The 25,664-nt window shown below is 57.1% G+C and carries 24 protein-coding genes and 1 pseudogene; 22 read left to right on the top strand and 3 right to left on the bottom strand.

Translation table 11 applies throughout. The annotated features are described in order from the left end of the window. The first annotated feature begins 163 nt into the window (after positions 1 to 163). The gene (locus DXT96_RS20855) at positions 164 to 1,483 is read left to right on the top strand and encodes a hypothetical protein (RefSeq protein WP_153516287.1); all 1,320 of its coding nucleotides are present in this window, start codon (positions 164 to 166) and stop codon (positions 1,481 to 1,483) included. Between the two features lie 576 nt (positions 1,484 to 2,059). Here the strand turns inward: DXT96_RS20855 and repC are convergent. From repC to repA, 3 genes are all read right to left on the bottom strand, one after another. Further along, positions 2,060 to 3,274 carry a plasmid replication protein RepC gene (repC, locus tag DXT96_RS20860; RefSeq protein ID WP_153516288.1) on the bottom strand — a complete coding sequence of 405 codons (1,215 nt, stop codon included), beginning with the start codon at positions 3,272 to 3,274 and terminating at the stop codon, positions 2,060 to 2,062. Positions 3,275 to 3,447: 173 nt separating this feature from the next. Beyond that, on the bottom strand, positions 3,448 to 4,407 hold the full coding sequence (gene repB, locus DXT96_RS20865; protein WP_153516289.1) for a plasmid partitioning protein RepB: 960 nt from the start codon (positions 4,405 to 4,407) through the stop codon (positions 3,448 to 3,450). Positions 4,408 to 4,509: 102 nt separating this feature from the next. Further along, entirely contained in the window at positions 4,510 to 5,706 is a 1,197-nt protein-coding gene (gene repA / locus DXT96_RS20870; RefSeq protein WP_020046783.1) for a plasmid partitioning protein RepA, read from the bottom strand. Between the two features lie 366 nt (positions 5,707 to 6,072). On the opposite strand from repA, the gene DXT96_RS20875 reads away from it, so the two are divergent. From DXT96_RS20875 to DXT96_RS20980, 21 genes and pseudogenes are all read left to right on the top strand, one after another. Beyond that, the gene (locus DXT96_RS20875) at positions 6,073 to 6,708 is read left to right on the top strand and encodes an acyl-homoserine-lactone synthase (protein WP_153516290.1); all 636 of its coding nucleotides are present in this window, start codon (positions 6,073 to 6,075) and stop codon (positions 6,706 to 6,708) included. Next, positions 6,705 to 7,676, top strand: coding sequence for a P-type conjugative transfer ATPase TrbB (gene trbB, locus DXT96_RS20880; protein WP_371418953.1), 972 nt, complete (start codon positions 6,705 to 6,707; stop codon positions 7,674 to 7,676). The genes DXT96_RS20875 and trbB overlap by 4 nt, the downstream gene beginning before the upstream one ends. After that, on the top strand, positions 7,666 to 8,070 hold the full coding sequence (trbC, locus tag DXT96_RS20885; protein WP_153516292.1) for a conjugal transfer pilin TrbC: 405 nt from the start codon (positions 7,666 to 7,668) through the stop codon (positions 8,068 to 8,070). Before trbB ends, trbC begins: the two co-directional genes overlap by 11 nt. Then, positions 8,063 to 8,362 (top strand): conjugal transfer protein TrbD, encoded by a 300-nt coding sequence (locus DXT96_RS20890; RefSeq protein WP_153516293.1) that lies wholly within the window; start codon positions 8,063 to 8,065, stop codon positions 8,360 to 8,362. Before trbC ends, DXT96_RS20890 begins: the two co-directional genes overlap by 8 nt. A gap of 3 nt (positions 8,363 to 8,365) precedes the next feature. Continuing rightward, entirely contained in the window at positions 8,366 to 10,834 is a 2,469-nt protein-coding gene (locus tag DXT96_RS20895; RefSeq protein ID WP_153516294.1) for a conjugal transfer protein TrbE, read from the top strand. Further along, complete coding sequence (gene trbJ / locus DXT96_RS20900) at positions 10,806 to 11,615, top strand: P-type conjugative transfer protein TrbJ (protein WP_153516295.1); 810 nt, start codon at positions 10,806 to 10,808, stop codon at positions 11,613 to 11,615. The genes DXT96_RS20895 and trbJ overlap by 29 nt, the downstream gene beginning before the upstream one ends. Next, positions 11,612 to 11,839, top strand: a complete 228-nt coding sequence (gene trbK, locus DXT96_RS20905) for an entry exclusion protein TrbK (RefSeq protein WP_371418955.1) — start codon at positions 11,612 to 11,614, stop codon at positions 11,837 to 11,839. The genes trbJ and trbK overlap by 4 nt, the downstream gene beginning before the upstream one ends. After that, positions 11,833 to 13,023 carry a P-type conjugative transfer protein TrbL gene (gene trbL / locus DXT96_RS20910; protein ID WP_153516297.1) on the top strand — a complete coding sequence of 397 codons (1,191 nt, stop codon included), beginning with the start codon at positions 11,833 to 11,835 and terminating at the stop codon, positions 13,021 to 13,023. Before trbK ends, trbL begins: the two co-directional genes overlap by 7 nt. Positions 13,024 to 13,041: 18 nt before the next feature. Continuing rightward, positions 13,042 to 13,719 carry a conjugal transfer protein TrbF gene (locus DXT96_RS20915; RefSeq protein ID WP_153516298.1) on the top strand — a complete coding sequence of 226 codons (678 nt, stop codon included), beginning with the start codon at positions 13,042 to 13,044 and terminating at the stop codon, positions 13,717 to 13,719. Positions 13,720 to 13,736: 17 nt separating this feature from the next. Next, positions 13,737 to 14,588: a P-type conjugative transfer protein TrbG gene (gene trbG / locus DXT96_RS20920; RefSeq protein ID WP_153516389.1), complete on the top strand. Its 852-nt coding sequence runs from the start codon at positions 13,737 to 13,739 to the stop codon at positions 14,586 to 14,588. Then, on the top strand, positions 14,588 to 15,064 hold the full coding sequence (gene trbH, locus DXT96_RS20925; protein WP_153516299.1) for a conjugal transfer protein TrbH: 477 nt from the start codon (positions 14,588 to 14,590) through the stop codon (positions 15,062 to 15,064). The genes trbG and trbH overlap by 1 nt, the downstream gene beginning before the upstream one ends. Positions 15,065 to 15,075: 11 nt before the next feature. Next, on the top strand, positions 15,076 to 16,395 hold the full coding sequence (gene trbI / locus DXT96_RS20930; protein ID WP_153516300.1) for an IncP-type conjugal transfer protein TrbI: 1,320 nt from the start codon (positions 15,076 to 15,078) through the stop codon (positions 16,393 to 16,395). Positions 16,396 to 16,669: 274 nt separating this feature from the next. Then, positions 16,670 to 17,010 (top strand): annotated as a pseudogene (locus DXT96_RS27225) (DUF1403 family protein). Between the two features lie 490 nt (positions 17,011 to 17,500). Continuing rightward, complete coding sequence (locus tag DXT96_RS27425; RefSeq protein ID WP_371418956.1) at positions 17,501 to 17,770, top strand: DDE-type integrase/transposase/recombinase; 270 nt, start codon at positions 17,501 to 17,503, stop codon at positions 17,768 to 17,770. A 431-nt stretch (positions 17,771 to 18,201) separates the two neighbouring features. Beyond that, on the top strand, positions 18,202 to 19,389 hold the full coding sequence (locus DXT96_RS20950; protein WP_153516301.1) for an FAD-dependent monooxygenase: 1,188 nt from the start codon (positions 18,202 to 18,204) through the stop codon (positions 19,387 to 19,389). Between the two features lie 109 nt (positions 19,390 to 19,498). Continuing rightward, entirely contained in the window at positions 19,499 to 20,182 is a 684-nt protein-coding gene (locus DXT96_RS20955; protein ID WP_153516302.1) for a TetR/AcrR family transcriptional regulator, read from the top strand. Positions 20,183 to 20,387: 205 nt separating this feature from the next. Then, on the top strand, positions 20,388 to 21,344 hold the full coding sequence (locus tag DXT96_RS20960; RefSeq protein ID WP_153516303.1) for an alpha/beta hydrolase: 957 nt from the start codon (positions 20,388 to 20,390) through the stop codon (positions 21,342 to 21,344). Positions 21,345 to 21,356: 12 nt separating this feature from the next. Beyond that, positions 21,357 to 22,232 (top strand): ABC transporter permease, encoded by an 876-nt coding sequence (locus DXT96_RS20965; protein ID WP_153516304.1) that lies wholly within the window; start codon positions 21,357 to 21,359, stop codon positions 22,230 to 22,232. Then, on the top strand, positions 22,232 to 23,140 hold the full coding sequence (locus DXT96_RS20970; protein WP_153516305.1) for an ABC transporter permease: 909 nt from the start codon (positions 22,232 to 22,234) through the stop codon (positions 23,138 to 23,140). The genes DXT96_RS20965 and DXT96_RS20970 overlap by 1 nt, the downstream gene beginning before the upstream one ends. 6 nt (positions 23,141 to 23,146) lie before the next feature. Next, entirely contained in the window at positions 23,147 to 24,220 is a 1,074-nt protein-coding gene (locus DXT96_RS20975) for an ABC transporter ATP-binding protein (protein WP_246670617.1), read from the top strand. Positions 24,221 to 24,222: 2 nt separating this feature from the next. Then, the gene (locus DXT96_RS20980; protein ID WP_371418957.1) at positions 24,223 to 25,656 is read left to right on the top strand and encodes an aldehyde dehydrogenase family protein; all 1,434 of its coding nucleotides are present in this window, start codon (positions 24,223 to 24,225) and stop codon (positions 25,654 to 25,656) included. The last annotated feature ends 8 nt before the right edge of the window (positions 25,657 to 25,664 follow it).

Raw genomic sequence — 25,664 nt, forward strand, 5'->3', positions numbered from 1 at the left:
GTTCCGACGCAAAAATCGGGAGAACTTCGTCGCAGTCTTAGCGGGAATTCACAAATTAGGATGTCCACTCGGCTAGGTTTGAGTGTTTGACTTGCCGCTCAAGGTCAGATCACTCATAGGATGAGCGCTCAAGTGTAGTCAGTCGGCGACGAGGGACATCCGGATGTACGACTATCAAGAAACTCAGAAGCGCTTGGGCAAGAGAGACTACTTTCCTAACTCAGGCACCGTAGCCTATTTTGATCCGCAGTCCCAAACGATCCATCTTAATGCTTTCAAAAAGGGCGACTTTATCGCCGCTTTACAGAAGAAGCAGCCAACGGCCGACCTTCGAAACATGTTCGGCACAATGATGCACGAGACAACCCACTGGGCTGATCTGATTGGGACGCTTTGGGGTAGAACTCATCTTCGTTGCCTCTACGACTGCTACCGACTTCTGCCCCGTGTTAACTCGGCAGGGGTAGAGACCGATCTCCATCGCTTCATCGACCTACACGATCGCGAGCGGAGGATGATGCATTCCCGATACTTCCGGACAGTTCATCCAAACCCGACACCGCACGATCACAAGATGCCTTGGCGGCTTCAATTCACGGCCGGATGCGAGTTTGACCCGGCCGGCAAACTGGATGAGAGTCGACCAATCGTGTTTACGAGGTTTCTCGACAACAAAACGTCCGATCAAATTGCTCGGCAGCCCATCGTGGCGGGAGCACTGCTCGAAATCAACGCCGTCTGGTCCGAAATGAGGACCAATCTAGAATTCATGGGAGCCTTGGCTAAGGACGAGTTTGCCGTTGAGCAGCGGCTGTACGGTCAGCAACTCCTCAGATTTTTGTACAATCCGGATCTCACGCTCTATACGGCGCCCGCCCACCTCATCGCGCATTATTGCAAGATTTCAGATGTCATGCTCGCTTACGAGCTGTCCTCCGAGCTCGCACATATTGTGCTTAACCTGACGTCCGAAAATTTTGAGGCTCTGTCTCCTCCTGAGGCGCTATCGGATTGGAGGGGATTGTTCGCCGGATTCAAGAACACGAGAGACTGTGGCTTCGCATTCAAGGTGATCGCGTCCGTCAGCGATCGCTGGGAAGAGGGCATGAACAAGCGAGAATGGCTTGATGCATCCCTCAAACGGGCTGGCCTGCCTGAATCCCAAGAAATCCTCAGACAGGCCATCCTGAAGATGGAGCAGTACTCGCCTGGCAATCTGAACAGTCCAGTAAACATTGCCGAAAACTACCTTCTTGAACTAGGGCAGAAGATTTTTGGAATGCGATCTCTTGGCGATACAGCAATAACTCATAGACGGGTCATTGCGGCTGACCTGCCGATCGTTCCGATGTTCGATCCGGAAGGCGATTTGATTGCGATAGGCAAGACTTTCGATCTCGCGAAGTTCTCGCCGGAAGATATGCACGCCCTGTCCGCAACGCTTGTGACCCAGATGAAACTGTTTCGAGAAGCCTGCAGATAGCACGAGGCCATATACGCTCGGCACATCCAACGGGTATTCTGGGCGTCCGCAGTAGATGAAGCGCGAACTTAGCGCCCCAACCGTTTTATCATACCCGTTATTATATTGGCTGAAGTTGCCAGCCGGAAACTTTAATAAAACCGGAAAATATGGTCAAAATATCAGATGGTTAAACGTTATGATCAGTATTGAACAAACGCCATGCGGCGGCTTGGTTCGTCGCGGCGTGACGTCGTCTCGGTCTGGGATCACATCTACATTCGTAACCCGTATCTATACAAGCGATCGCGACCGTGCACCAGGCGAGCTTGTGGTAGACGTACCCGCCCTTGACGCGGGCTCAATCGCAAAGTTTACCCAGCACCAACCCGCACCCCCTCCATTTGATGGTCGATGGAAAAAGCAAAGGGAAATAAACGGCGCTTGGTATCTAGCCTTGAGGTTCGACATTGACAAGTCGGGCACCGGGCTTTGGATCGACGAAGAGCTCCTCTCGAGGAGCCGGTGAGGGGCTAAAACTCCGCTCTTGCGTGTGGCGTTTAGCGGTCTTGGCGAACCTTTCCGTTCCACGGTTATTCACGCCGATTTTTTCCCAGCTTCCCCGTTCAATCTCAGCAGTGCCATCACCATTGGCCCGAGCGAAAACTCGCCACGCCCCGCCCGGTTGGTGAGGTCACGCAGATAGCCACCGGCGGAATTGATGTGCCCTGCCCTCTCCAGGATACAGGCAATCGCAACCGCTGCATTTTCAGGCCCCATGGTTTCGCAGGCCTCCTGATAGGCGGACGGGCTGACGCCCAGCATCGATCTCACCACGATCGCGGCCGACATGAGATCGCGCCAACCAGCCACAGCGCCTGCCGGTCCATAGTCGATAATCTGCGGGCATGCCTTCAGCACTACACCGAGAGGAAAGGCCTTCAGCGTCTCGCTGTTAGGCCCGCGGATCTTGCTCGGCTTTTCGCCCTGCTCTTTTTCAGAGCTAGGTTCAAGTTCATTTAAGGATTCGGATTTTGAACTCTGTATGTGCTGCTCAATATGAGCAGCATTGGTGCTATTAAATTCTGAATTTGACTGCGAATTCAACAAATTAAGGATTTCCTCGCGAAGTAGCTCAAGTTCATCGAGGATGCTCGCGACGTCGGCGAGGGTTGGGGACCGTGGAATGCGGGCAACGAGGTCGATGTACATCGCCTCGATCGCCATCCAGTCGCCGTCGGCCCCCTCCTCTATCGCAGCAGTGATAAGCTTACGGACATCCCGGCGGCAGATTGTCAGGTTCTCTTTGGCCTTACGGAATGCGGACCGAGCAGCGACGACTTTTTGCGCAATGAGGGCAAGCTCTTCGGATCGGGCGAGGATTGGCGAAAGGTCGAACCCAAACGCATTCTCGATCTCGCCGGCGCCGTTCTTCCTCGCATAGCGTTTGCCGTTGGCACTATCCTTGCGAACAATAAGGCCCGCATCGACCAGAAGCGCAAGATGACGACGTAACGTGGCGCCTGCCATGCCATGGGCTCGAAGGATTAATTGCGCGTTTGACGGAAACACCACTAGATGCGCGTCCTTGCGCAATTCGTTCTCCGGATAGAAGCTCAGGAGCGCGTCGAGCACAGCCAGGCTATTCGACTGCAAGCCGAGCTCTTCTCTCGCTTCAGAGGCATCACGGAAGACTTTCCATTTCTCGACCGTTTTACCAGCCTTGATATCATTTGTGGCCACTTGCCGCTTCACCAAGGCGAGCGTCATCGGCCGCCGCCCAAAGGGCGTCGTCACACTTCCTGTCTGCATTTCGTTCACCTTTCAAAAGGCAAAGAAAAGGCTACGCCGGGGCGGCGTTGACTCTTGACTGGGATTCCGGGAAATGCGATTCTCTAAGCGACCAAACTGAGAGAGGCCTTCTGGAACACCGTTTCGGAGGGCTTTTTCTTTGCGCTATCGTTCCTTTCCTGGTTGCGATCTTCTTACTGCTTCGACCTCTTGAACGAAGCGTAGATTTCTGGGAGCGCCGACATCAGGTAGTCCGCAAATTCCGGAGCGGCCTTTTTGTCGATCATTAAAGTCAGTGTACGCTTGTCTTGCTTGTAACGAGCGGCCTTGGTGCCGTCCTCGGCTTTCCAAACTTCCGCCTCAATCTTCACTGCCTTTGTCTTCTTAGGGGTCACAGCTTCGAATACTCGAGCGAAACGCTCGTCAGAATTCAAGCGTTTCACCGCATCGTCATTGAGCAACGTACGGGCAGTTTCCGATGCGCCATCTTGTCCCAGACGGCCTGACAATTCGTACCAACGGTCCCGACCGGTTTTGGGGGCAGCGCCGATCAAGCGGATAATATCTGCTGGAAGCTGTTTAGCGGCCTGGATCAATCGGGAAAGATTGCTTTTATCAACTGCAAGCGCCGCCATAATGACCGGCCGCTGAAATCCACCGGCTTCGAGCTCTGCGGCGTATAGGGCGCGCTCGATAAATGAAAGATCCTGCCGAGCGCTGTTCTCTTGCCCTTGCGCCAGAACCAACTCGTCATCCGACAAGGTGCGAACCGCAGCCTTCACTTTGATGCCGGCAGCCTTCACTGCTCTCAGGCGTCGGCGCCCGTAGGCAATCTGGTATCGACCTTCGACAGACGGGTGAGGGCGCACGAGGATGGGGACCTGCTGACCGTGCTCTTTTATGTTACGAGCGAACTCTTCGAACTGCTCTGGAGACTCCTCCAAGCGGTCTGCCACGAGCGGCGCGTCAATGAGATCTGGATCGAGTTCCGTAAGCGACTGAGACTTCAAAAGCTCGATGGAGCGCGAGACCGCACCTATCGCACCACGTGGGGAATACTGCGGAGCGGCAGCATCCTGCGCGGCAATGTCTTCGGAGTTTCCGGCTGGCAACTTTGGTCCAGCGAGGTCGGAGAGCAGGTGTTTTCTAGCCATTAGTGGCCCCCTCGGGTGTCGAGATTGCCGCCCCACAATAAGCGGTTTCCCGAAAGTTTCCGGCTGACAACTTTTGCGCTTCTACGCGAGATGCGAGCGTCCTCATTTGCGCCCCCATGCGCTTTGAATGAGCTGTGCGATTTCAGTATTCACGTTGTCCAGCGACTCCATCGCCCGGTCGTAGGTCGCGCGCGTAAACTGGTCACGGCTGACTTCATAGAGCGTCTGCTTCGTAATCCCGGCGTCGGAGATAGCTGTACTTTTCAACATTGGATGATTGAGGACATGGTCACCGAACATCGTCCTCATAAACGATACCATCTGGTTCTGAGGACCATCACCGGGCTCGTAGCGAGTGACTAGGTACCGCATCCAGTCGTAATTCATGCTTCCGCCTGCATCGGCGACGACGCTCAGCAATTCCGATGTCATCAAAAGAAACTGGCACATGGACATGACGTCCAGCATCTGCGGATGAACCGTGACGAGGACTGCGGTCGCTGCACACAGAGCGGAAATGGTTAGAAAGCCAAGCTGCGGAGGGCAGTCGACGACGACGACATCATAGTCGTCCGCGACTGAAGCAATCGCATCGTCCATGCGCGTGAAGAAGATGTTTTTCCGATCGTTCGAGCCCAAGACCTTTGCCGTATCGTGCTCGAACTCCATCAGCTCCAGGTTGCCTGGCACCAGATCGAGGTTGGCGAAATAGGTCTTCTTGATCACGTCTTTCAACGGACGACGTTCAGCGTCATACCGCATCGCACCGTATAGCGTCTCATTGTCCTTGACGTCGAACTCAGGCTGAAACCCGTGCAGTGCCGACATACTGGCCTGCGGATCAAGATCGATGGCAAGAACACGATAGCCGTTCAATGCGAGATATTGCGCCAAGTGCGCGGCCGTCGTCGTCTTTCCGCTGCCACCTTTGAAATTGACAACAGTGATAACCTGCAAATGCTCTTTGCCTGAGCGTTTGGGTGAGTAGCGGCGATCGTTTTTCCCGGTTAGATCAAGGTATTCGCGTAGGGCCTGAATCGTTTCCACCGTATAGGACCGGCGATTGTTGTTGCCAATTTCCGGCTGCGGACCTTTCCCCTCGATCGAGAGGTGACGGAGATATCCGTCGTTGACACCGATAAGCTTTGCAGCTTCCGTTGAGGAGAAGGAACGCAATGTTTTGCGCGCCTCTGGCGGGTACAACTTCACACGGTGTTCGTGCAAGGCACCGGAGAGGTCTCGCGCGTGGGCAGCGATCAGTTTATGAATAGCCTTTTGAAGCTGAGCGGGATTTTCCACGACTTCCTCTCGTACACACGGTAATTTTCGTAAACACACCTATTTACCGTGGATAGCACAACCTATTCCACTACGGTTTGCAAGATATTTAAAGTTAATCAATAGTTAACGCGTTTTCACTCGATCAAAGGCCTATTCCGATTCATTGATTGGAATCGGTGACTTACATCTGTTTGCGTAAGTCGATCTCGTCGGGGCAAAATGCAGATTTGCACATGAATCTGCTCCTCGTAACTCACCACACGCTCACTTTCTAAGAGCCGGACCAGCGACTCGCTAGAATCACCTGAGGTGCAGATCTGCACATAGGCACACGCTGAATGAGATGATTTCTGTCCGCATGACCTTGTTCAAGCGGAGATCATCATGCGGATATTGACCGTCGCACCCGAGAAATGCGAGCGCCATCGCGACTTCCTGAGACAGATGCACCGTCTTCGCGCGACGGTATTTGGCGGACGTCTCGCCTGGGACGTCTCCATCACCGCGGGAGAAGAGCGCGACCAGTACGATGGTTGCAGCCCCACTTATCTTCTGGCAATTGCCGACGGTGGAAAGGTCGCAGGTTGCGTTCGTCTCCTTCCAGCTTCCGGTCCCACAATGCTGGAGCAGACCTTCCCCCAGCTTCTCGATGCAGGTTCACTTCGCCCTCATTCTGGGATGGTCGAGAGTTCACGCTTCTGCGTCGATACCTCGCCAGCCTCGCAGAGGGGGGCAAGCCAACTGCATCTTGCGACGCTTACCTTGTTCGCCGGTATCATCGAATGGTCTATGGCGAGCGGCTACAGCGAGATCGTCACGGCCACCGATCTCCGCTTCGAGCGCATCCTGAAGCGAGCGGGATGGCCGATGCAGCGTATCGGCGAACCGGCCAAGATCGGTAACACCATCGCTATCGCCGGGAGACTTCCGGCCGACCGTGGCAGCTTTGAGCAGGTATGCCCACAGGGTTATCATTCGACCCCGCAGATCGATGGGTCATTGCTCAGGAGCGCTGCGTGACCCAGCTCCGCTCCCATCCCCGCCTGGTCCGCAAACTACAGGACGCACTTGGCGACCAACTCTGCATCGCCCTCGATGATGCGACCGTGGTCGAGATCATGCTCAATCCGGACGGACGGCTGTTCATCGAACGGCTGGGGCACGGCGTGGCACCGGCCGGGGCAATGAGCACTGCCGCAGCCGAAGTTGTCATCGGCAGTGTTGCGCATGCCCTCCAGTCGGAGGCCGACGACGATCGGCCGATCATTTCTGGGGAGCTTCCGATCGGCGGACACCGATTCGAGGGGCTGTTGCCGCCGGTGGTATCTGGACCGACGTTCACGATCCGCCGTCGTGCCTCGCGTCTCATTCCATTGACAGAGTTTGTGAAGTCGAAGGTGATGACGGAAGCACAGGCGTCCGCCATTCGAAGCGCGATTGATGCGCGGATGAACATCGTCATCTCCGGTGGCACGGGGTCGGGTAAAACGACGCTTGCCAACGCCATCATCGCCGAGATCGTCACTGCGGCCCCGGACGATCGAATGGTCATCCTCGAAGACACCGCCGAAATCCAATGCGCGGCCGAGAACGCCGTGTCCCTACATACCAGCGATACCATCGACATGGCGCGCCTGCTCAAGAGCACGATGCGTCTGCGTCCCGACCGCATCATCGTTGGCGAGGTCCGCGATGGTGCGGCGCTAACACTGCTCAAGGCCTGGAACACCGGCCATCCCGGCGGCGTCACCACGATCCATTCCAACACGGCGATGTCAGCCTTGCGCCGGCTGGAGCAACTGACGGCGGAAGCCAGCCAGCAGCCGATGCAGGAGGTCATCGGCGAGGCCGTCGATCTCGTCGTCTATATCGAGCGAACGGGAAAGGGGAGGCGGGTCCGTGAGGTGATCCACCTCGAAGGATACCGCAACGGCCGCTACCAGACCGAACATTATGCCCAGATCGATGAGGACAGCCATGTCGCGTAAAATCGCCATTCTTCTCACAGGCGCGACACTTGTCGCCATTTCTGTCGGTTTTGCCGATTCCGCATTCGCTTCCTCAGGAGGCGGCGGTCTTCCGTGGGAATCGCCACTGCAACAGATCCAGCAATCGATCACAGGCCCTGTCGCCGGGTTCATTGCGCTGGCCGCTGTCGCCATTGCCGGCGCCATGCTGATCTTCGGAGGCGAGCTGAATGATTTCGCAAGACGGCTTTGCTACGTCGCGCTGGTGGGCGGGGTACTCCTCGGTGCTACCCAGATCGTTGCTCTCTTCGGTGCGACCGGCGCCTCGATCGGCGAGGCCCACGCACAGGCCGAGCAAGGTACTCCCGAACCAAGGGCGACGCCGGCCACAGCGGGGGAGGGGGCTCATGGCTGAGGCCGGCTCTTTTCTGGCACGCTCGCGTGTGCACAGGGCGTTATCGCGTCCGAACCTGCTAATGGGTGCTGACCGCGAGCTCGTGCTGCTGACGGCGCTGGCCGCCATCATCCTGATCTTCGTCGTCCTGACCTGGTACGCAGCACTGTTCGGCATCGCGTTCTGGATAGTCGTAGTCGCGGCACTCCGCATGATGGCCAGATCCGATCCGCTGATGCGCCGGGTCTATCTCCGCCACATCTCCTACAAGACGTCGTATCGCGCGACGTCGTCGCCGTGGCGCAAGTTCTAAGAGATGGTAGCGCTCAAATCATTCCGCCATTCCGGACCGTCATTCGCCGATTTGGTGCCTTATGCCGGCCTCGTCGATAATGGGATCATCCTGCTGAAAGACGGCTCCCTGATGGCCGGCTGGTATTTTGCCGGGCCGGATAGCGAGAGCTCGACCGACGCCGAGCGTAACGAGGTGTCGCGCCAGATCAACGCGATCCTGTCGCGGCTGGGCTCGGGATGGATGATCCAGGTCGAGGCTATCAGGGTGCCAACCGCCGATTATCCGACTGAGGGGGAATCTCACTTTCCCGATCCCGTCACGCGGGCCATCGACGATGAGCGACGGGCGCATTTTCAGACGGAAAGGGGTCATTTCGAGAGCCGGCACGCTCTGATCCTGACGTGGCGGCCGCCCGAGCCGCGGCGCTCGGGGTTGACGCGCTATATCTATTCGGATGCCGCAAGCCGCTCCGCCACCTATGCCGACAAGGCACTGACAAGTTTCCTGACCTCGATCCGGGAGGTCGAGCAGTATCTCGCCAATGTCGTGTCCATCCGCCGGATGATGACGCGGGAAACGTCGGAGCGCGGTGGGTTCCGTGTCGCGCGCTACGACGAGCTGTTCCAGTTCATTCGCTTCTGCGTGACCGGCGAAAACCATCCGGTGCGCTTGCCTGATATTCCCATGTATCTCGACTGGCTGGTGACGGCCGAGTTGCAGCATGGCCTGACCCCAATGATCGAAAACCGCTTTCTCGGTGTGGTGGCGATCGACGGTCTGCCAGCGGAGAGCTGGCCGGGGATACTCAACACGCTCGACCGCATGCCGCTCACCTATCGCTGGTCTTCCCGTTTCGTCTTCCTCGATGCGGAGGAAGCACGGGCACGGCTCGAGCGTACCCGCAAGAAGTGGCAGCAGAAGGTGCGGCCGTTCTTCGACCAGCTTTTCCAGACACAAAGCCGCTCGGTCGATCAGGACGCCATGATGATGGTGGCCGAAACCGAAGACGCCATCGCCGAAGCTTCCTCGCAGCTCGTCGCCTATGGTTATTACACACCGGTCATCGTCATCTTCGAAGAAGACTCAGGTCGCCTCCAGGAAAAGTGCGAAGCTATCCGCCGCCTGATCCAGGCCGAAGGTTTTGGCGCACGCATCGAGACGTTGAATGCCACGGACGCTTTCCTCGGCAGCCTGCCCGGGGTTTCTTACGCCAATATCCGCGAGCCGCTGATCAACACCCGCAATCTCGCCGATCTTATTCCGCTCAATTCCGTCTGGTCGGGCAGTCCAGTAGCACCTTGCCCATTCTATCCGCCGGCCTCGCCACCCTTGATGCAGGTGGCCTCCGGATCGACGCCGTTCCGGCTGAACCTGCATGTCGATGATGTCGGACACACGCTGATCTTCGGCCCAACGGGCTCTGGCAAGTCGACGCTGCTGGCGCTGATTGCCGCGCAGTTCCGGCGTTATGCCAGTGCCCAGGTGTTCGCCTTCGACAAGGGCGGCTCGATGCTGCCGCTAACGCTCGGCCTCGATGGCGATCACTACCAGATCGGCGGCGATATCGGCCCGTCGGCTGGTGGTAAGGTGAAGGCGCTTGCCTTTTGCCCGCTCGCCGAACTGTCGACCGACGGCGACCGTGCCTGGGCCTCCGATTGGATAGAGATGCTGGTGGCGCTGCAAGGTGTGACCATCACCCCTGACTATCGCAACGCCATCTCCAGGCAGTTGGTCCTGATGGCGGAATCCCGTGGCCGCTCGCTGTCGGACTTCGTTTCCGGCGTGCAGATGCGCGAGATTAAGGACGCACTGCATCACTACACCGTCGATGGTCCGATGGGCCAGTTGCTCGATGCCGAGCAGGACGGCCTGGCGCTTGGCGCGTTCCAGTGCTTCGAGATCGAGGAACTGATGAACATGGGCGAACGCAATCTCGTCCCCGTTCTCACCTACCTGTTTCGGCGCATCGAGAAACGCCTCACCGGTGCGCCCAGCCTGATCATCCTCGACGAGGCCTGGTTGATGCTCGGTCATCCGGTCTTCCGCGACAAAATCCGCGAATGGCTGAAGGTGCTGCGAAAGGCCAACTGCGCCGTTGTGCTCGCCACCCAGTCGATCTCGGATGCGGAGCGCTCCGGCATCATCGATGTACTGAAGGAAAGCTGCCCGACAAAAATCTGCCTGCCGAACGGAGCGGCACGCGAACCGGGCACGCGCGAGTTCTATGAGCGCATTGGCTTCAACGAACGGCAGATCGAGATCGTCGCAACCGCCATTCCCAAGCGCGAATATTACGTCGTCTCACCGGAGGGCCGAAGGCTCTTCAATATGGCGCTCGGTCCGGTCGCGCTCTCGTTTGTCGGGGCGACCGGTAAGGAAGACCTCAAGCGCATTCGAACCCTTCATTCCGAACACGGGGCCGCATGGCCTCTCCACTGGCTCCAGCAAAGGGGGATCGCCCATGCCGAAACACTCTTCCCGGCCGCCTGATGCGGCGCGCGCCGTCATGATCGCGGCCATCGTCATCCCGGTCACTTTACCCATTCCGACCTATGCGGGCGGTGTCACGGGTCAGGCCACGGAATGGACGCAGATTGCCAACAATACCGAACTGATTTCCCTGGTCGGCAAGTCGGCCGAGCAGGTGAACAACCAGATTACCCAGATCTCGCAGCTTGCCGAGCAGATCCAGAACCAGATCAACATCTACAACAACATGCTGCAGAACACGGCTCAATTGCCGAGCCACATCTGGGGTCAGGTCGAAAATGACCTGAAGAACCTGCAGAACGTCGTGGCGCAAGGGCAGGGCGTCGCCTTCTCGATGGGCAATATCGACGACGTGCTCAAGCAGCGTTTTCAGAGCTTTGCCGAGATGAAGAGCAATCTGCCCGACGGGGCAGGCTTCTCGTCCACCTATCAGAACTGGTCCGACACCAACCGCGACACGATCGCCGGTTCCCTGAAGGCCGCAAACCTGACGGCCGACCAGTTTTCGAGCGAGGAAAGCACGATGTCGTCGCTGCGCTCCATGTCGGAGACGGCCGACGGGCAGATGAAGGCGCTGCAGGTCGGGCACCAGATCGCCGCCCAGCAAGTCGCGCAAATGCAAAAGCTGCGCGGTCTCGTTTCCCAGCAAATGACGATGATGGGCACTTGGTTTCAGTCGGAGCAGGCGCAAAAGGATCTCGCCCAGGCGCGCCGTGAACAATTTTTCAGCGGAAGCGAGCACGACATCCGCGGCGGGCAGACGATGGAGCCCCGCTGGTGAGCCCGCGTCTTGTCTTCATCCTCGCGATAGTGGGGATCATCGCGTCCGGTGTCGGGATTGCCAGGGGGATCGTCCAGCCGCCTGCGGCAGCCCTGTCCGGAGCGGGCGAAGCGTCACCGCAAGCTGCATCCGACGCAGACCGCCGGGCTCACCGGGAGAAGTTCTTTGGCGGCAACGTCGAGCGCGACATTCGCGGCGGCCAGGAGATGAAGCCGAGATGGTGATCGTTCATCCCTCCCGGCGCATTGAGCGCGCCGTCGTCGCAATCGGCCTCGTCCTGGTCGCGAGCACGCCGGCTTTGGCGCAGCAGGGTCAAGTGCTGACGACCTTGGAGAACTCCGTCGTCGCGGCCGCCAAGGGCTGGGAGACGACGGTCATGAATGCGGCGCGGTCGCTGTTCTGGATCCTGGCGGGCATCGAGGTTGGCATCGCCGCAGTCTGGCTGGCGATCAGTGCTGCCTCGCTCGACAGCTGGTTTGCCGAGCTCGTCAAACGCATTATGTTCATCGGGCTCTTCGCCTTCATCCTCGATCAAGGGCCCGCCTTCGCAAAAGCCGTGGTCGACAGCCTTTACCAGATCGGCGCCGGAGGTGGGTCGGCCTCTCCAGCCAATATCTTTGACGCTGGCATTCGGGTTGCGACCAAGATGTCTGAGCAAGCGAAATTTGGCCTCTTTGAAGATAACTCTCTGGCGATCGCCGCCGTCTTCGCCATGGTCGTAGTCGTCGTCTGCTTCTCGCTCGTTGCCGCCATCTTCGTCTCGGTCATGGTGGAGATGTATGTCGGGCTGCTCGCCGGCATGATCATGCTCGGCTTGGGCGGTACGTCCTATACCAAAGACTTCGCAGTCAAATACTTGGTCTATGCCTTTTCGGTCGGCATGAAGCTGATGGCGCTGGTGATGATTGCCAAGATCGGCTCCGACATCCTGCTGGGCTTGGCCGAGGCACCGACAGCCACCTCCGAGCAGTTCATCACGACGCTCGCGATCGCCGGCATCTCTGTCGTGGTCTTCGTCATCGCCATGTACGTGCCCCCGATCCTGCAGGGCTTGGTCCAGGGTGCCTCCGTGTCCGGTGGCATGGAAGCGATCCGCCATGGAGGCCAGGCCGCATCTTTTGCGGCGGGGGCCGGCTTTTTGGCGACGGCAGCAGCCAGCAGAGGTTTTCAGGCAGCAGGCGCGGCACGGTCAGGGGGAGCGTCCCTTGGCAGTGCCGCGATGCGCGGCATGGAGGCAGGCATCGGTGGTGCGGCAGGTGCCGTCGGTTCAGCCGCGAAAGACAAGGCGGTCGGGTCCCCCGGCGCCTATGCCGGTTCGCTGCTCGGGCTTGCCAATGCGAAACTCGACCAGCAGTCGGGTCGGACCGCATCGCCGCCTCCACCGCCGCCCCTTAACGAGACCAAATAACCTGGAGGACGATCCGCCATGGCCGGACACAATCCGCTCGATAATCCCGATTTTGCCAATCCGTATATCGCCGCCCGCAACGAATGGAACGAGCGCTATGGCTCCTATGTCAGATCCGCCGCCGCCTGGCGCATCGTCGGCATCGCCGGCATGACCATGGCGGTGATCGGCTTTGGCTACGCGCTCTACCAAAGCACCCAGGTCAAGCTCGTTCCCTATATCGTCGAGGTCGACAAGCTCGGCACGGCCGTCAATGCCGGCTTCCCGCAGCAGATCGAATATGCCGATCCGCGCGTGGTGCGTGCGACCCTCGGCAGCTTCGTGTCGAACTTTCGAAGCGTGACTCCGGACGCCATCGTGCAGAAGCAGTACATCGACAGAACCTATGGGCTGCTGAGGACATCCGATCCGGCAACCGAGAAGGTCAATGCGTGGTTTCGCTCGAACTCACCGTTTGAGAAAGCGAAGAACTCGACGGTGGCCATCGAGGTGAACAACATCGTCGCGCTCTCGAACCAGAGCTACCAGATGGACTGGACCGAATTCGAGCGTGACCGGCGCGGCAAGGAAACGGCCGTCCGCCGTTTCCGCGGCATTGCAACCGTGACCCTGACGCCGCCGCAGGACGAGGGCGTCATTCGCTTGAACCCCATCGGTCTCTATCTCCGCGACTTCGACTGGACAGCACAGCTTTGAAAGGCATGGCCCCGAACATGATCATCCCGCGCACAAGAACACGGGCCACGCTGACGGGCGCGCTCGCCTCGGCACTGTTGGCGTCTTCAGTGGTTGCTCCTCTGCATGCATATGCTGCCGATCGCGTCACAGCCAACGAGGCAAAGGGCATGGGGATCTCGACCCAGTGGCGCGGGTCGCGCGGCTTGGTGACCAAGGGTGCCGACGGCAAGGTGATCTTCCTCTACGGCGAGGTCCAGCCCTCTGTCGTCTGCTCGCCGCTACAGGTTTGCGATATCGAGCTTCAGGGCGGCGAGGTGGTCCGCGACGTCTTGGTCGGCGACACGGTGCGCTGGAAGGTGGAGCCTGCGACTTCGGGTGCTGCCGGCGGTCAGGCGATTCACCTGATCGTCAAACCGTCGGAGCCGGGTCTCGTGACCTCGATGGTGGTGACGACGTCCAGGCGGACCTACCACATCCAGCTCAAATCCCATTCGACCCAGTATATGGCGCGTGTCGGGTTCGAATATCCTGAAGATGTTTCGGTGAAGCTGGCCGACATCAACGCCCGGATCGAGGCGACCACCATCCCAGGCGCAGGCGTCCCCGCCGAGCAGCTGAACTTTTCCTATTCGGTCTCGGGCAACGCCGGCTGGCGGCCTACGCGGGTCTACTCCGACGGGCTCAAAACCTACATCCAGTTTCCACGCTCGATCGCCGGCCAGGATGCGCCGGTTTTGTTCGTCACGTCAGGCGGGCAGAACCGGATCGTCAACTACCGGATGAAGGGCGACATGATGGTCGTTGACTACCATGTCGATCGCGCTGTGCTCGTTTCTGGCGTTGGCTGGAAACAGGAGAAGATCATGATCAGAAGGGGAGGAAGGTAATGCATATCGTGCTTTCCCATTCGCGCGGCCTGCCACCCATCCGCAACCTTGCCGCAGCCTGCGCCTTCGCTATCCTTCTTTCCGGATGCCAGTCGACGGGAACAGAAGGGCTGGTCGCCAGCAACGCGCCGCCAGAAATCTCGGGTCCCGCCGCCAGTGCGATCGCCGGCGATATGGTGAGCCGCCTTGCCGAACAGATCGGGCCGGGAAAAGCGACCGTTGCGCTCAAGACTGATACCTCGCCCTTCGGACAGGCGATGGAAGCGGCGCTGAAGGGATGGGGCTATGCCGTCGTCACCGACCAGAAGACGGATCGCGGCGCGACGGTCATCCCGCTCGCCTATGTGATCTTGACTGTCGATGGTCAGGTGCTGGCCCGTCTATCGACAAATAGCGTCGAGCTCGGCCGCGCCTATTCAGTCACGGCGAGTGGCGCGACGCCTGCGAGCGCCTTGTCGCTCATGCGGCGCGGGTGAGGGAGGATCATATGGTGCAATCTCTCAATCTCGGCGGCGCCCCAAACAGCCAGGGCCCATCCACTATCCGGCGGATCAACCGCCTGCCGATTGCCGTCATCATCGTTCTTGCGCTCGCGTTCCTTGGCGTCATCTTCTACGGGCTTGCATCCCGCGGACTGTACTTCGGCAAGGACACCGGCCCGGAGACGAGTTCGGGCAATCCGGCCTCAACCTATGCCGACCAGATCAAACGCGGCGTCACCGATGGTATTATCGGCGAGCCGCAGCAGCAGACCATCTTTCAGCCGACGCCGGTCGAGACGAAACAGGCGGAAGACAAGAACAACAATCCCTTCACGCCGCAGCCAGGGCAGCGCGAGGTGCAGCAGCGCGGTCAGGACCTCGAAGCGGAAGCGGTCTGGCGGGCTCGTCTTCAGCGAGAACAACAGGAACAACTTCTGCGTGAGCAGCAGCGCCAGCGGATGGCCCGCCTGCAGGCAAACAACGCTGCCTATGATGCGCCGCTTGCCATCGATCGCGGAAAATTGGACGGGGGTGCTGAAACCCATGATGCGACCGCAGACACGGCTGCAAGAGCCGCGATAGTTCCGACAAACAACGGAAGCTCCCCCGATCTCTATGCAGCAGCGCTCCGCGCCAGGCTCGGTGGTCAAAACGTTGATCCCAATGCCCAGGGCGCCAAGGAAGACTTCTTCAATGCCGACCTGAAAGAGCTTGGCTACCTGCCGAACCGTGTCGTGCCCCAACAATCGCCCTTCGAGCTAAAGCGCGGTTCGGTCATTCCGGCAACACTGATTACGGGAATCAATTCAGATCTGCCGGGCCGGATTACCGCGCAAGTAACCCAGAACGTTTACGACAGCGCGACAGGCCATCGTCTGCTTATCCCGCAAGGAACAAAGCTCTTCGGTCGTTACGACAGCAAGGTGTCTTTTGGTCAGAAACGCGTTCTTGTCGTGTGGACCGACATCGTCTTCCCGAACGGTTCGACTTTGCAGATCGGCGGCATGTCGGGGACGGATGCGCAAGGGTATGGCGGTTTCAGCGACAAGGTGAACAACCATTATCTGAAAACGTTCGGCTCGGCGGTGTTGATTGCCCTGATCGGGACCGGTATCGACATGGCCGTTCCGGAAAGCTCGACGCTCGCGACCCAGGACACGGCCTCGGATGCGACGCGGCGAAATTTCGCAGAGACCTTCGGCCAGGTGGCGGACCGCACGATTCAGCGCAACATGGATGTTCAGCCGACGCTTGAAATAAGGCCCGGGTACAAGTTCAACGTACTTGTCGATCAAGATGTTGTTTTTTCAGGCAGTTATCAATAATAATGGCAGGTAGCCGCGGTCATGGCGCAGCGCAAGCGAACTACAACCATGAACTTACGTGGAGATGATTTCGCAATATCTGACTGAGCCGATATTGCAAGATTACCGGACGTATTTTTATGACGACGAGTGGTGCGGTTTGTTGCGATGTGTGTGGCATAAACTATGCCCATGATTTATCCTTCGTCGTAAGGATTCGTACCCGCCCGCAACCCAACCACCGTCGAGTTGCTCCCCCCGCCTGCCAGGCTGGGCGCTGTCGCGCGGCTGTGATATCAGCGAGTCCGACGCTGTCTTTGCCGCCAGTATCGCCTTGAAATCGCTCGATAATCTAATTCGCGCCGAGCCGCCATGGTTTGGCTGCTGGCGCGATCCCTCGCTCTCAAATCGGCCGCCGTCGCCGCCAGGATGGTCGGGCGCGGCGAGCAGGAAGACGCCATCCGAGACGCCGTTTTGCTGACTGCAGCTGGTGACGATCCCGCCCCTGGCAGAAAGCTTTTTCTGGCCACGAATGCTGTCGCGCCGCTCCGTCCCGATAAAGACATCCTGCGTCAGGGAGCTCGCCGAGCTTCTCCCTCCGTGGGGATGATCGGCTTGCTGTGGTCGCCGATGTAGCAGATTTTGCGAATCAGTCCGGGCGAGCAGCCCTCTTCGCGGTGGCGCACTTTTTAACGCGATCTCTGCAGTTCGCCCCGGATGCCGAAGTACTAGCGCTTGGACTGGCCGAAGTTGTCCTGGCGAATAAGCTGAATGACCGCGACAAGTTACCCTGTTGCTGCCTGAACGTCTTGGTCCAGCCTTTCGCACGATCGGCGGACGAGGCCGTATCCGGCCGGGCGAACGGCTTATCCAAAAGCGATCTGTTTGTCTTTGGTCGATGGCGGCGATGCTGCGCACCAAGGGTGCGAAACCGGTGATCCGCAGTAAGCCTTCGGTCAGGCCATTTTTGCGGGAATTTGGACCTTCCACGGCAAGAGTTCATCGATCCGGTTGATCGGGCGGTCGGCAAGGCGGGTCCACGTTTTCGCACCACGCCGTGCGTCTTTGGGTTGACAAATTCGGTCGGCCCTTTGCTGGCAAAATCCGCAGGCGATCCACCCGACTGATGGGTGACAAATGTCATCTCGATGAGGTTGTCATCTCCACTGGGGGGATGAAGCATTGGCTGTGGCGTGCTGTTGGTAAGGAGGGCATCGTTCTCGACGTGCTAATTCAGAGCCGCCGCAACACAAAGGCCGCCAAACGCCTGATGCGAAAGCTTCCGAAGGGAGACGGGCTATTTCCTCGAGTTATGATCACCAACAAGATGCGATCTCACGGCGCGGCGAAGCGCGATATCATGCCAGGCATCGAGCATCGCTCTCACAAGGCCTGAACAATATGGCGGAGTATTGTCATCAACCCGTCCGACGACGGGAGAGGATAATGTAAGGCTTCAAATTAACCCGACATCTCAGCGTTTCGCCTCCATCCATGACCCTGCCGCCAACCTTTTCCACCACGATATTCCATCCGAACACCACCTCGAACTGAGAACTGCAGCCATGAAAATGTGGAATGAGATCGCGCGCCTTCAGGCCGCATAGGCGAAACCGGGGGGCGGCACTTTCGATCCGAGGCCGCTAATTCGAGAGTAACGAACTGCGTCATCGGTCAGCAAATTTGACGGGTCCGATTCCTTTCAGAACCGGATTGACAAAATTAATCACACGGGTAATTAAAAGAGAACGGCTTGGTGGATCTTACTTACTGATGTGAGTGTGGGGCCATGCATGCAAATAAACGGTAGCAAGTGAGGAAACCTTCATGCGAGTAGGCATTGTCGGCGGGGGAATTGGCGGAGTCGCGCTTGCGCACTCTCTTCGGATGAAGGGTCATCACGTTGAGATTTTCGAGCGTGCAACCGCGTTTGGAGAGGTCGGGGCCGGTATCCAGATGACCCCCAATGCTGTCAAGGCGATAAAGGCGATGGGACTGTTCGAAAAGATGAAAGCTGTGAGCTTTTATCCAAAAGCGATAGTTGGGAAAAATTGGCGCACTGGCCGACAGAACTTTCAAATACCTTTGGGAGAGGATTTCACGAAATTTTACGATGCTCCGTTCATCCACATCCATCGAGCGGACCTCCACGCACTTTTTGCCACAGAGCTTCCCGCAGATATTTGCCACTTTGGGATGAATTGCGAGAGCGTAAAAAGTAGCGGACGTGGCGCCAAAGCAATATTTTCCAACGGCACGACTTTCGAAGCTGATCTGATCGTGGGGGCGGATGGTGTGCGATCCGTTGTGCGCAATAGCCTATTCGGCAGTGAGGCGCCTAAGTTCACTGGACACATGTGCTATCGAGCGCTCGTTGAGACGGGCGGTTTGGTGGACTACGTTTTGCCGGCATCAACTTTCTGGATGGGGCCTAACGCCCACGTTGTAACCTACTACGTCAAAGGTGGCACGGCGGTAAATATTGTTGCTGTTTGTGAAGCGCGCGATTGGGTGGAGGAAAGCTGGTCAACGAAGGCCAGCAAAAGCGAGCTCCTCGCCGCCTTCAGCGGCTGGCATCCGGACCTTCAACAACTTTTCTCTAGGGTAGACGAGGTGTTCAGATGGGGATTGTTTGACCGCGATCCGATGGACACGTGGTCAGATGGAAACATAACCCTGCTGGGGGATGCAGCCCATCCAATGCTGCCGTTTCTATCGCAAGGCGCGGCGATGGCGATCGAGGACGCACTTGTGCTTTCCGAGGCTCTCACTTTGGCACCAAACAGACTTGCGGCTGCGCTGACCAGCTATGAGGAGGAGAGAAGGCCGCGCACTGCGAGGGTCCAGCTCGCAGCACGCGAGCGTGGACGGACCTACCATTTGCCAACACGCGGCCAGCAGATTAAGCGCGATTTGAGCTATCGTCTCCGCAGCATATTCAACCCGCGCAGCACGGGGATAAAAGCTGACTGGGTGTACGAATACGATCCCCGCGGATTTACGGTGCCCGACTAGCGTTTGGAAACCTACGCCGATAAACCTGTTGGACAGGACGCTTCACGGTTGGAATGATGGGAGATGTCCATCATTAACCGACCGGCAAACGAACAAGGGTTAACGGTAGATGGAAAAGCCACTTAAGCAGATTACAACGAAGAGGAAGAGTTCGACAAAGCGCAATGGACCTGGTCGGCCAGAGGGGCAGACTAATCTACGTGATAAAATCCTCGACGTAGGAGAGCGTCACTTCGCGGAAGTTGGCTATGCTGGCACGTCGATGCGACAAGTGGCGGTGGATGCGGAAGTAAATACGGCACTCATAAGCTATTATTTTTCCTCGAAAGAGAACCTATTCAGAGAGGTTTTTATACGCAAGGGCACTCAAGTGGCGGGCGAACGCATGGTGGCGCTCGAAAAGCTGCGTGCCGAGAAGGCGTTGAGCGTTGAGAGCCTCGTCCGTGCATTCCTGACTCCACCGCTACTCCTAAGAGAAACCCAACAAGGTTGGGCATTTCTGAGGTTGCATGCACGACTGCATATGGAGCCGGAGAGCCTGTCTTACGAACTGCGCAGCCGCGTATACGACGAATCAACCCACGCGTTTGCTGCCGAGTTTTCAACTTTGCTACCGCAAAGGAGTTTAGAGCAGATCTATTTCGATATGTCACTGATGATCGGTGCTTATCTATATGTCTCATCCGACAGCAACAGGTTGAGTCAGCTTGTTCCCGATCGAAAAGAGCAGGTGGAGCCGCAAAAGCATCTCGACAGGATGGTGGAATTCATCACGAAGGGGATGATGTCTTAACCAGGCGTGCGTGCCTAGGGGCCGACATAGGCGAGCGCTAATCGAGCATGCGGAATGAAACCAGGTTTTTCTTGAAGCATCGGTAGACAGGTCCGTAAATTAATTATACGATGGATTAAATAAATGCTTCTGTAGTTCTGGCTTGTGTGCGGAGCGTGCGGCAAATCTGAAATTCTGTCGTCAGATATCCAAGGGGAGGAAAGTTATGACAAAAAGAGAATTTGTGTTTTTCAGTGAGGGCGTGAAACTTCGCGGCGAGCTATATCTACCTGCCGACTACAAGGCTGGTGAGAAGCGTCCAACAGTGATCGTCGCGTCTGGTCGGCTTGGCCTTAAGGGCTGGATTCCGCCGCGTTGGATGCCGTTGTTCCTCGAAGCAGGCTTCGTTTGCGCTGCTTTCGACTATCGCAACCTCGGTGCAAGTGACGGTGAGCGCGGCCGTTTGTTTCCCGAAGAGGAAATTCGCGATGTCGTAAACGCATTTACCTTCCTTGAGCAGCAGTCCGAGGTTGATGCTGAGCGATTTGCACTGGTCGGATGGGGCTTGGGGGGCGGGATCGCTGTCTCTGTTGCTGCGCGTGATCCTCGTATTAAGGCAGTTGCCTGCGTAAATGGGTTCGGCGATGGCGAACGGACTGTTCGGGCTGGAGTTCCCTACGATTCATGGCTCCAGCGCAAGCACCAACTGGCTGCAGACCGTGTAAAGCGCGTTCTGGAAGGGAAGTCTGACTATATCTCATATGTCGACGTCACTCATCCCGGAAAGACACCTAACGTAGGGCAATATCAGGACTTCCGCAACGCTCTGAACAACGCGGTTGGCGAGCAAGACGACCGCTCCACGGGTTTGGGTCATGGCCTGCCGGACCGCTTTACCCTTGAATCAGCTGAGGCGCTTTATGAATTTAGGCCTGAACGGGAGGCACACCTCATCGCGCCGCGTCCGCTGCTTGTGATGCATGGCGAGGACGATGACTATTATCCCGTGGACGAGGCTTACAGCCTTTATCAACGGGCCGCAGAGCCAAAGAAACTGGTGATCATCAAAAACGCAGGCCACATAGATTGGATTGAGACGAGTCACCCTCTGCATCGTCCAAACGTGCAGGCTGCCGTCGAATGGTTCGTCGAGCAGATCGGAAATCTGCCCGCTTCAAGCTAGCGCGAGTTTGTCATGGGAAAGAAGTTCAAAAGTCACAATGATGGCGTGCCCTGGCTTTTGCTTGGGCCAGCCATGGTGTCGGTCGCATTCTTCATCGTCGCCCCGATCGTGTTTATCGGAGCTTACTCCCTGCTGGGGCGCGCGCCATCAGGTGCGATAGAATACCGTATAACGTTTGAAAACTGGAACTACGTTTTCAGCGATCTTTTCTATCTCGGTATCCTCGCAAAAACAGCGCTAATGGCGTTCATTGCCACGCTCCTCTGCGCGGTAGTCGGATACGCTCCAGCCTACTTTCTGACGAGCGTGTCCCCGGGTCTGCGCAACTTCTTGCTGATGCTGATCTTTCTGCCGTCATGGATTAGCTATGTCATTAGGACGATGGCGTGGATTCCAATTTTGGGGTCGGAAGGACTTGTGAACCGGCTGATTGTCCTTACAGGTTTTAGTACTGGTCCCATCGGCCTGTTATATAACGACTATTCCGTTTACGTCGGTATTGTCCAATACGTTCTGCCTTTTATGATAGTCAATATTTTTCTGGGGTTACAATCGGTGGACCAGAACGCGGTCCTGGCTGCGCGGACGCTCGGGGCCACCGGGAGCCAGGCCTTCTTTACCGTCACCTTCCCGCTTGCCTTGCCGGGGTTAAGTGCTGGAGCACTGCTTTGTTTCATCCTCGCGATGGGGACTTATGTCACTCCACTTCTGCTGGGTGGAACGGGGACGACATACTATGCCAAGCTGATCTACGACGCGATCATCATGGAGAACGACTGGCCGGTCGGCGCAGCGGTTTCGCTTATCCTGGTAGGCTTTCTCGGGGCTGCAATAGCACTCTACAGTCGCAAGTTTGGACTGAACCACGTTCTAAAGGGGGCAAGCTGATGAAATTGTTTCCTCTGGCGCGGATTTTGCTGGCACTGAGCTACATACTGGTTCTCATGTTTATGCTCGGGCCAGTTCTGGTAATCGTGCTCTTGAGCTTTAATTCCGCGCAGTATGGCAGTTTTCCCATAGAAAACTTCAGTTTGCATTGGTTCAAAGAGCTTACAAAAGACCAGTCGATCATTACAGCTGTAAAAACTTCGCTTCTAATAGGTGTTACTTCTAGCTTTATCGCTACGCTGATCGGGACGAGCGCAGCCTATGCGGTTTCACGATTTCGCTTTTGGGGTCGCGGTATAATCCAGATGCTGCTTACCCTGCCAATCCTAGTTCCTCATGTCATCTTGGGGGTAGGCCTACTGGTAAGCTTTCGTTTCTTCGGCCTCAACAAGAGCCTCCTGCTTCTCATCGTTGGCCACGTGGCTCTCATTCTTCCTTTTGTCGTGTTGACCACCCAGCACAGATTGCAACTCATACCGATATATCTGGAAGAGGCTGCACGCACCCTTGGAGCGGGACGTCTGCATACCTTCAGGACTGTTACGCTTCCACTGACGATGCCTGCGATTGTAGCAGGTTGGATTTTGGCATTTATGTCATCCTTCGACGAGGTTACTGCGACGCTGTTCTGGAGGCCGGCAAATACCGAGACGATTCCAACCTATGTCATGGGAATGCTTCAGTTCTCGGTTGATCAGCGGTTAAACGCGCTCGGAGCAGTTCTGGTTGGATTGACGACCTTCATCCCGCTCGCTGTAGCAATGATACGCCTTTTCTCAAGGCAATCCTCGATCTCTTTGCCGTCTCTGAGAGAGACGTCGTCAACCAATTTGTCACGTCGAGTTCTCTGTATCTCCTCACCTAAATTAACGCCGTTGGACGAGGCCACCGTCCCAATCAGGAGTTGAATGGCCATGGCCGGAAAAAACGTTACAATCTCAAATGTTAGCAAATTCTATGGAAGCGTTACAGCAGTAGATAGCGTCGAATTCGATGTGCGCGAGGGTGAGTTCGTTTCATTGCTCGGGCCCTCAGGATGCGGGAAAACTACCACGCTACGAATGATCGCAGGGCTCGAGACGATCAGCGATGGAGACATACGGATCGGTGGCAAACGGGTCAACGACGTCCCGGTGCATAGACGCAACATTGGTATGGTGTTCCAAAACCATGCCTTGTTCCCGCATAAAACCGCCTTCGACAATATCGCTTATGGTCTTCAGTTGCGCAAACTCTCGAAGACGATGATCGAGGAGCGGGTGCGCCGAGCACTTGATGTTGTGCGCCTCCCACACATTTATGACCGGCTGCCAGCTCAGTTGTCGGGCGGGCAACAGCAGCGTGTTGCAGTTGCACGAGCTATCGTTATTGAACCCGATCTGCTGTTGTTCGACGAGCCGCTCTCAGCGCTGGACGCAAATCTGCGCGAAGAGATGCGCGTTGAGCTGAAGCGGATTCAGCGTGATCTCGGCATAACCACGATTTTCGTAACCCATGATCAGGCAGAAGCTCTCGCAATGTCTGACAAGGTCGTTGTGATGAACCATGGTCGAAAGGAACAGGAAGGGCCGCCGGAGGAAATTTTCAATCGGCCGCGTTCCGAATTCGTAGCGAAGTTCTTCGGCCAGTTCTCCCGCGTACGGGCAGAGATTAAAGATAACGGAGAAACTTGCTCGTCAGCGCTCTTAGGTGGACAGTTTCCCGCTCGTCTAGCAGTACGACTCCCCATCGGAAAGACACAGGAACTTCTTTTGCGCAGCGAGAGGGTTCTCGTCGACACGGATCACCCGGAAATCTCGGATGCGGATATTTTCGAAGGTGTTGTCTTGGCGTCCGAGTACCTTGGAATGCTTGTGAGATATACCGTTGCTGCCCTCGGAACTGAGGTCGGCGCAATCCAGCCACATCATGGCCGATCACTGCCCGTCGGGAGTCGGGTTAAATTGCGCGTCGCCCATGACGCTTGGCTGGTTCTGCAGGAGGACTGAACGTGATTGAACCCAGAAGCTTCTACATTGACGGGATGTGGCGACCTGCCATCCAAAATCCTCGGATCGAGCTTGTCGACCCTGCAACTGAAGACGTTTTCGAAATTATATCGGATGCTGAACAAGCAGACGTTGAGGAAGCAGTTGCGGCCGCAAAGGCAGCGTTCTCATCGTTTTCAGCAACCCCGAAAGGGCAGCGCGTTGCCCTGTTGAGGCGAATCGCTGAAGTTTATGATCGCCGAAAGCACGAGATTTCCGAGACGATTATCCGGGAAATTGGCGCTCCCAAGTACTTAGCGGAAGGCGCACACGCCCAAGGCGGCTCGCTTTTCCTACGAGGCATGGCGGACACGCTTGAGAGTTTCGAGTTCGACGTTGCGGAAGCTAACACGTTGGTCATGAAAGAACCGATCGGCGTGTGCGCGCTCATCACCCCTTGGAATTGGCCGATCAACCAGATCGTCAATAAGGTTGCCCCGGCTTTAGCGGCTGGTTGCACGATGGTTCTTAAACCAAGTGAAATCGCACCACTAACAGCGATGGTATTTGCCGATATGCTTCACGAGGCGGGAGTGCCGAAGGGTGTCTTCAACCTCATAAATGGTTACGGACCCCGATCCGGTGCTTGGCTTGCGGCTCATCCAGATATCGACATGGTCTCATTCACAGGATCCACCAGGGCCGGTACGGAAATTTCGCGCGTTGCCGCCGCTTCAATCAAGCGCGTCACACTCGAGCTTGGAGGAAAATCGGCTAATATTCTCCTTGATGACGCAGATTTTACGACAGCGGTCCCAAGGGCGGTTGAGCTCTGCTTCAACAATTCGGGCCAAACCTGCAACGCGCCCACCCGTTTGGTCGTACCACGCTCCAAGTACGACGAGATCTGCGCTCTGGCAGTGCAGACAGCCGAAAACATCAGCGTTGGTTCGCCGCATGAGGAGAGTACAAAGCTCGGTCCGGTAGCGAATGAAACCCAGTTCACGAAGATTCAGCAGTTCATTGAAGCCGGCACCTCCGAAGGCGCGCGCATCTTGACGGGCGGTCCTGGACGACCCGCGGGACTTACGAAGGGATTTTACGTCAAACCCACCATTTTCGCAGACGTACAGTCGTCGATGACAATCGCGCAGCAGGAGATCTTCGGGCCAGTCCTCGTTGTTATTGCCTACGATGACGACGACGACGCCGTGAGGATCGCGAACGACAGTCCGTATGGCCTGGCGGGCGATGTCCAGTCTTCGAATGTCGAGCGCGCTCGTGCGATAGCGCGGCGCGTCCGCGCCGGTACTGTCCGTATCAACTATCCGCCGCTCGACCGAAACGCGCCAATGGGAGGCTATCGCATGTCCGGAAACGGTCGTGAACGTGGTGTCTATGGACTGCACGAGTACTTAGAAATCAAAGCCATTATGGGCTTCGGCGCCGGCCGCTAACGCTGAGA

This window comes from Agrobacterium sp. ICMP 6402 (genome assembly GCF_009498615.1).
Lineage (GTDB): Bacteria > Pseudomonadota > Alphaproteobacteria > Rhizobiales > Rhizobiaceae > Agrobacterium > Agrobacterium burrii.

What these genes read in the sequence shown, in the direction of transcription:
- DXT96_RS20855 (WP_153516287.1), top strand. Translation starts at nt 164, where the DNA reads ATGTACGACTATCAAGAAACTCAGAAGCGCTTGGGCAAGAGAGACTAC.
- repC (WP_153516288.1), bottom strand. Translation starts at nt 3,274, where the DNA reads ATGCAGACAGGAAGTGTGACGACGCCCTTTGGGCGGCGGCCGATGACG.
- repB (WP_153516289.1), bottom strand. Translation starts at nt 4,407, where the DNA reads ATGGCTAGAAAACACCTGCTCTCCGACCTCGCTGGACCAAAGTTGCCA.
- DXT96_RS20875 (WP_153516290.1), top strand. Translation starts at nt 6,073, where the DNA reads ATGCGGATATTGACCGTCGCACCCGAGAAATGCGAGCGCCATCGCGAC.
- trbC (WP_153516292.1), top strand. Translation starts at nt 7,666, where the DNA reads ATGTCGCGTAAAATCGCCATTCTTCTCACAGGCGCGACACTTGTCGCC.
- DXT96_RS20890 (WP_153516293.1), top strand. Translation starts at nt 8,063, where the DNA reads ATGGCTGAGGCCGGCTCTTTTCTGGCACGCTCGCGTGTGCACAGGGCG.
- DXT96_RS20895 (WP_153516294.1), top strand. Translation starts at nt 8,366, where the DNA reads ATGGTAGCGCTCAAATCATTCCGCCATTCCGGACCGTCATTCGCCGAT.
- trbJ (WP_153516295.1), top strand. Translation starts at nt 10,806, where the DNA reads ATGCCGAAACACTCTTCCCGGCCGCCTGATGCGGCGCGCGCCGTCATG.
- trbL (WP_153516297.1), top strand. Translation starts at nt 11,833, where the DNA reads ATGGTGATCGTTCATCCCTCCCGGCGCATTGAGCGCGCCGTCGTCGCA.
- DXT96_RS20915 (WP_153516298.1), top strand. Translation starts at nt 13,042, where the DNA reads ATGGCCGGACACAATCCGCTCGATAATCCCGATTTTGCCAATCCGTAT.
- trbG (WP_153516389.1), top strand. Translation starts at nt 13,737, where the DNA reads ATGATCATCCCGCGCACAAGAACACGGGCCACGCTGACGGGCGCGCTC.
- trbH (WP_153516299.1), top strand. Translation starts at nt 14,588, where the DNA reads ATGCATATCGTGCTTTCCCATTCGCGCGGCCTGCCACCCATCCGCAAC.
- trbI (WP_153516300.1), top strand. Translation starts at nt 15,076, where the DNA reads ATGGTGCAATCTCTCAATCTCGGCGGCGCCCCAAACAGCCAGGGCCCA.
- DXT96_RS27425 (WP_371418956.1), top strand. Translation starts at nt 17,501, where the DNA reads ATGGGTGACAAATGTCATCTCGATGAGGTTGTCATCTCCACTGGGGGG.
- DXT96_RS20950 (WP_153516301.1), top strand. Translation starts at nt 18,202, where the DNA reads ATGCGAGTAGGCATTGTCGGCGGGGGAATTGGCGGAGTCGCGCTTGCG.
- DXT96_RS20955 (WP_153516302.1), top strand. Translation starts at nt 19,499, where the DNA reads ATGGAAAAGCCACTTAAGCAGATTACAACGAAGAGGAAGAGTTCGACA.
- DXT96_RS20960 (WP_153516303.1), top strand. Translation starts at nt 20,388, where the DNA reads ATGACAAAAAGAGAATTTGTGTTTTTCAGTGAGGGCGTGAAACTTCGC.
- DXT96_RS20965 (WP_153516304.1), top strand. Translation starts at nt 21,357, where the DNA reads ATGGGAAAGAAGTTCAAAAGTCACAATGATGGCGTGCCCTGGCTTTTG.
- DXT96_RS20970 (WP_153516305.1), top strand. Translation starts at nt 22,232, where the DNA reads ATGAAATTGTTTCCTCTGGCGCGGATTTTGCTGGCACTGAGCTACATA.
- DXT96_RS20975 (WP_246670617.1), top strand. Translation starts at nt 23,147, where the DNA reads ATGGCCGGAAAAAACGTTACAATCTCAAATGTTAGCAAATTCTATGGA.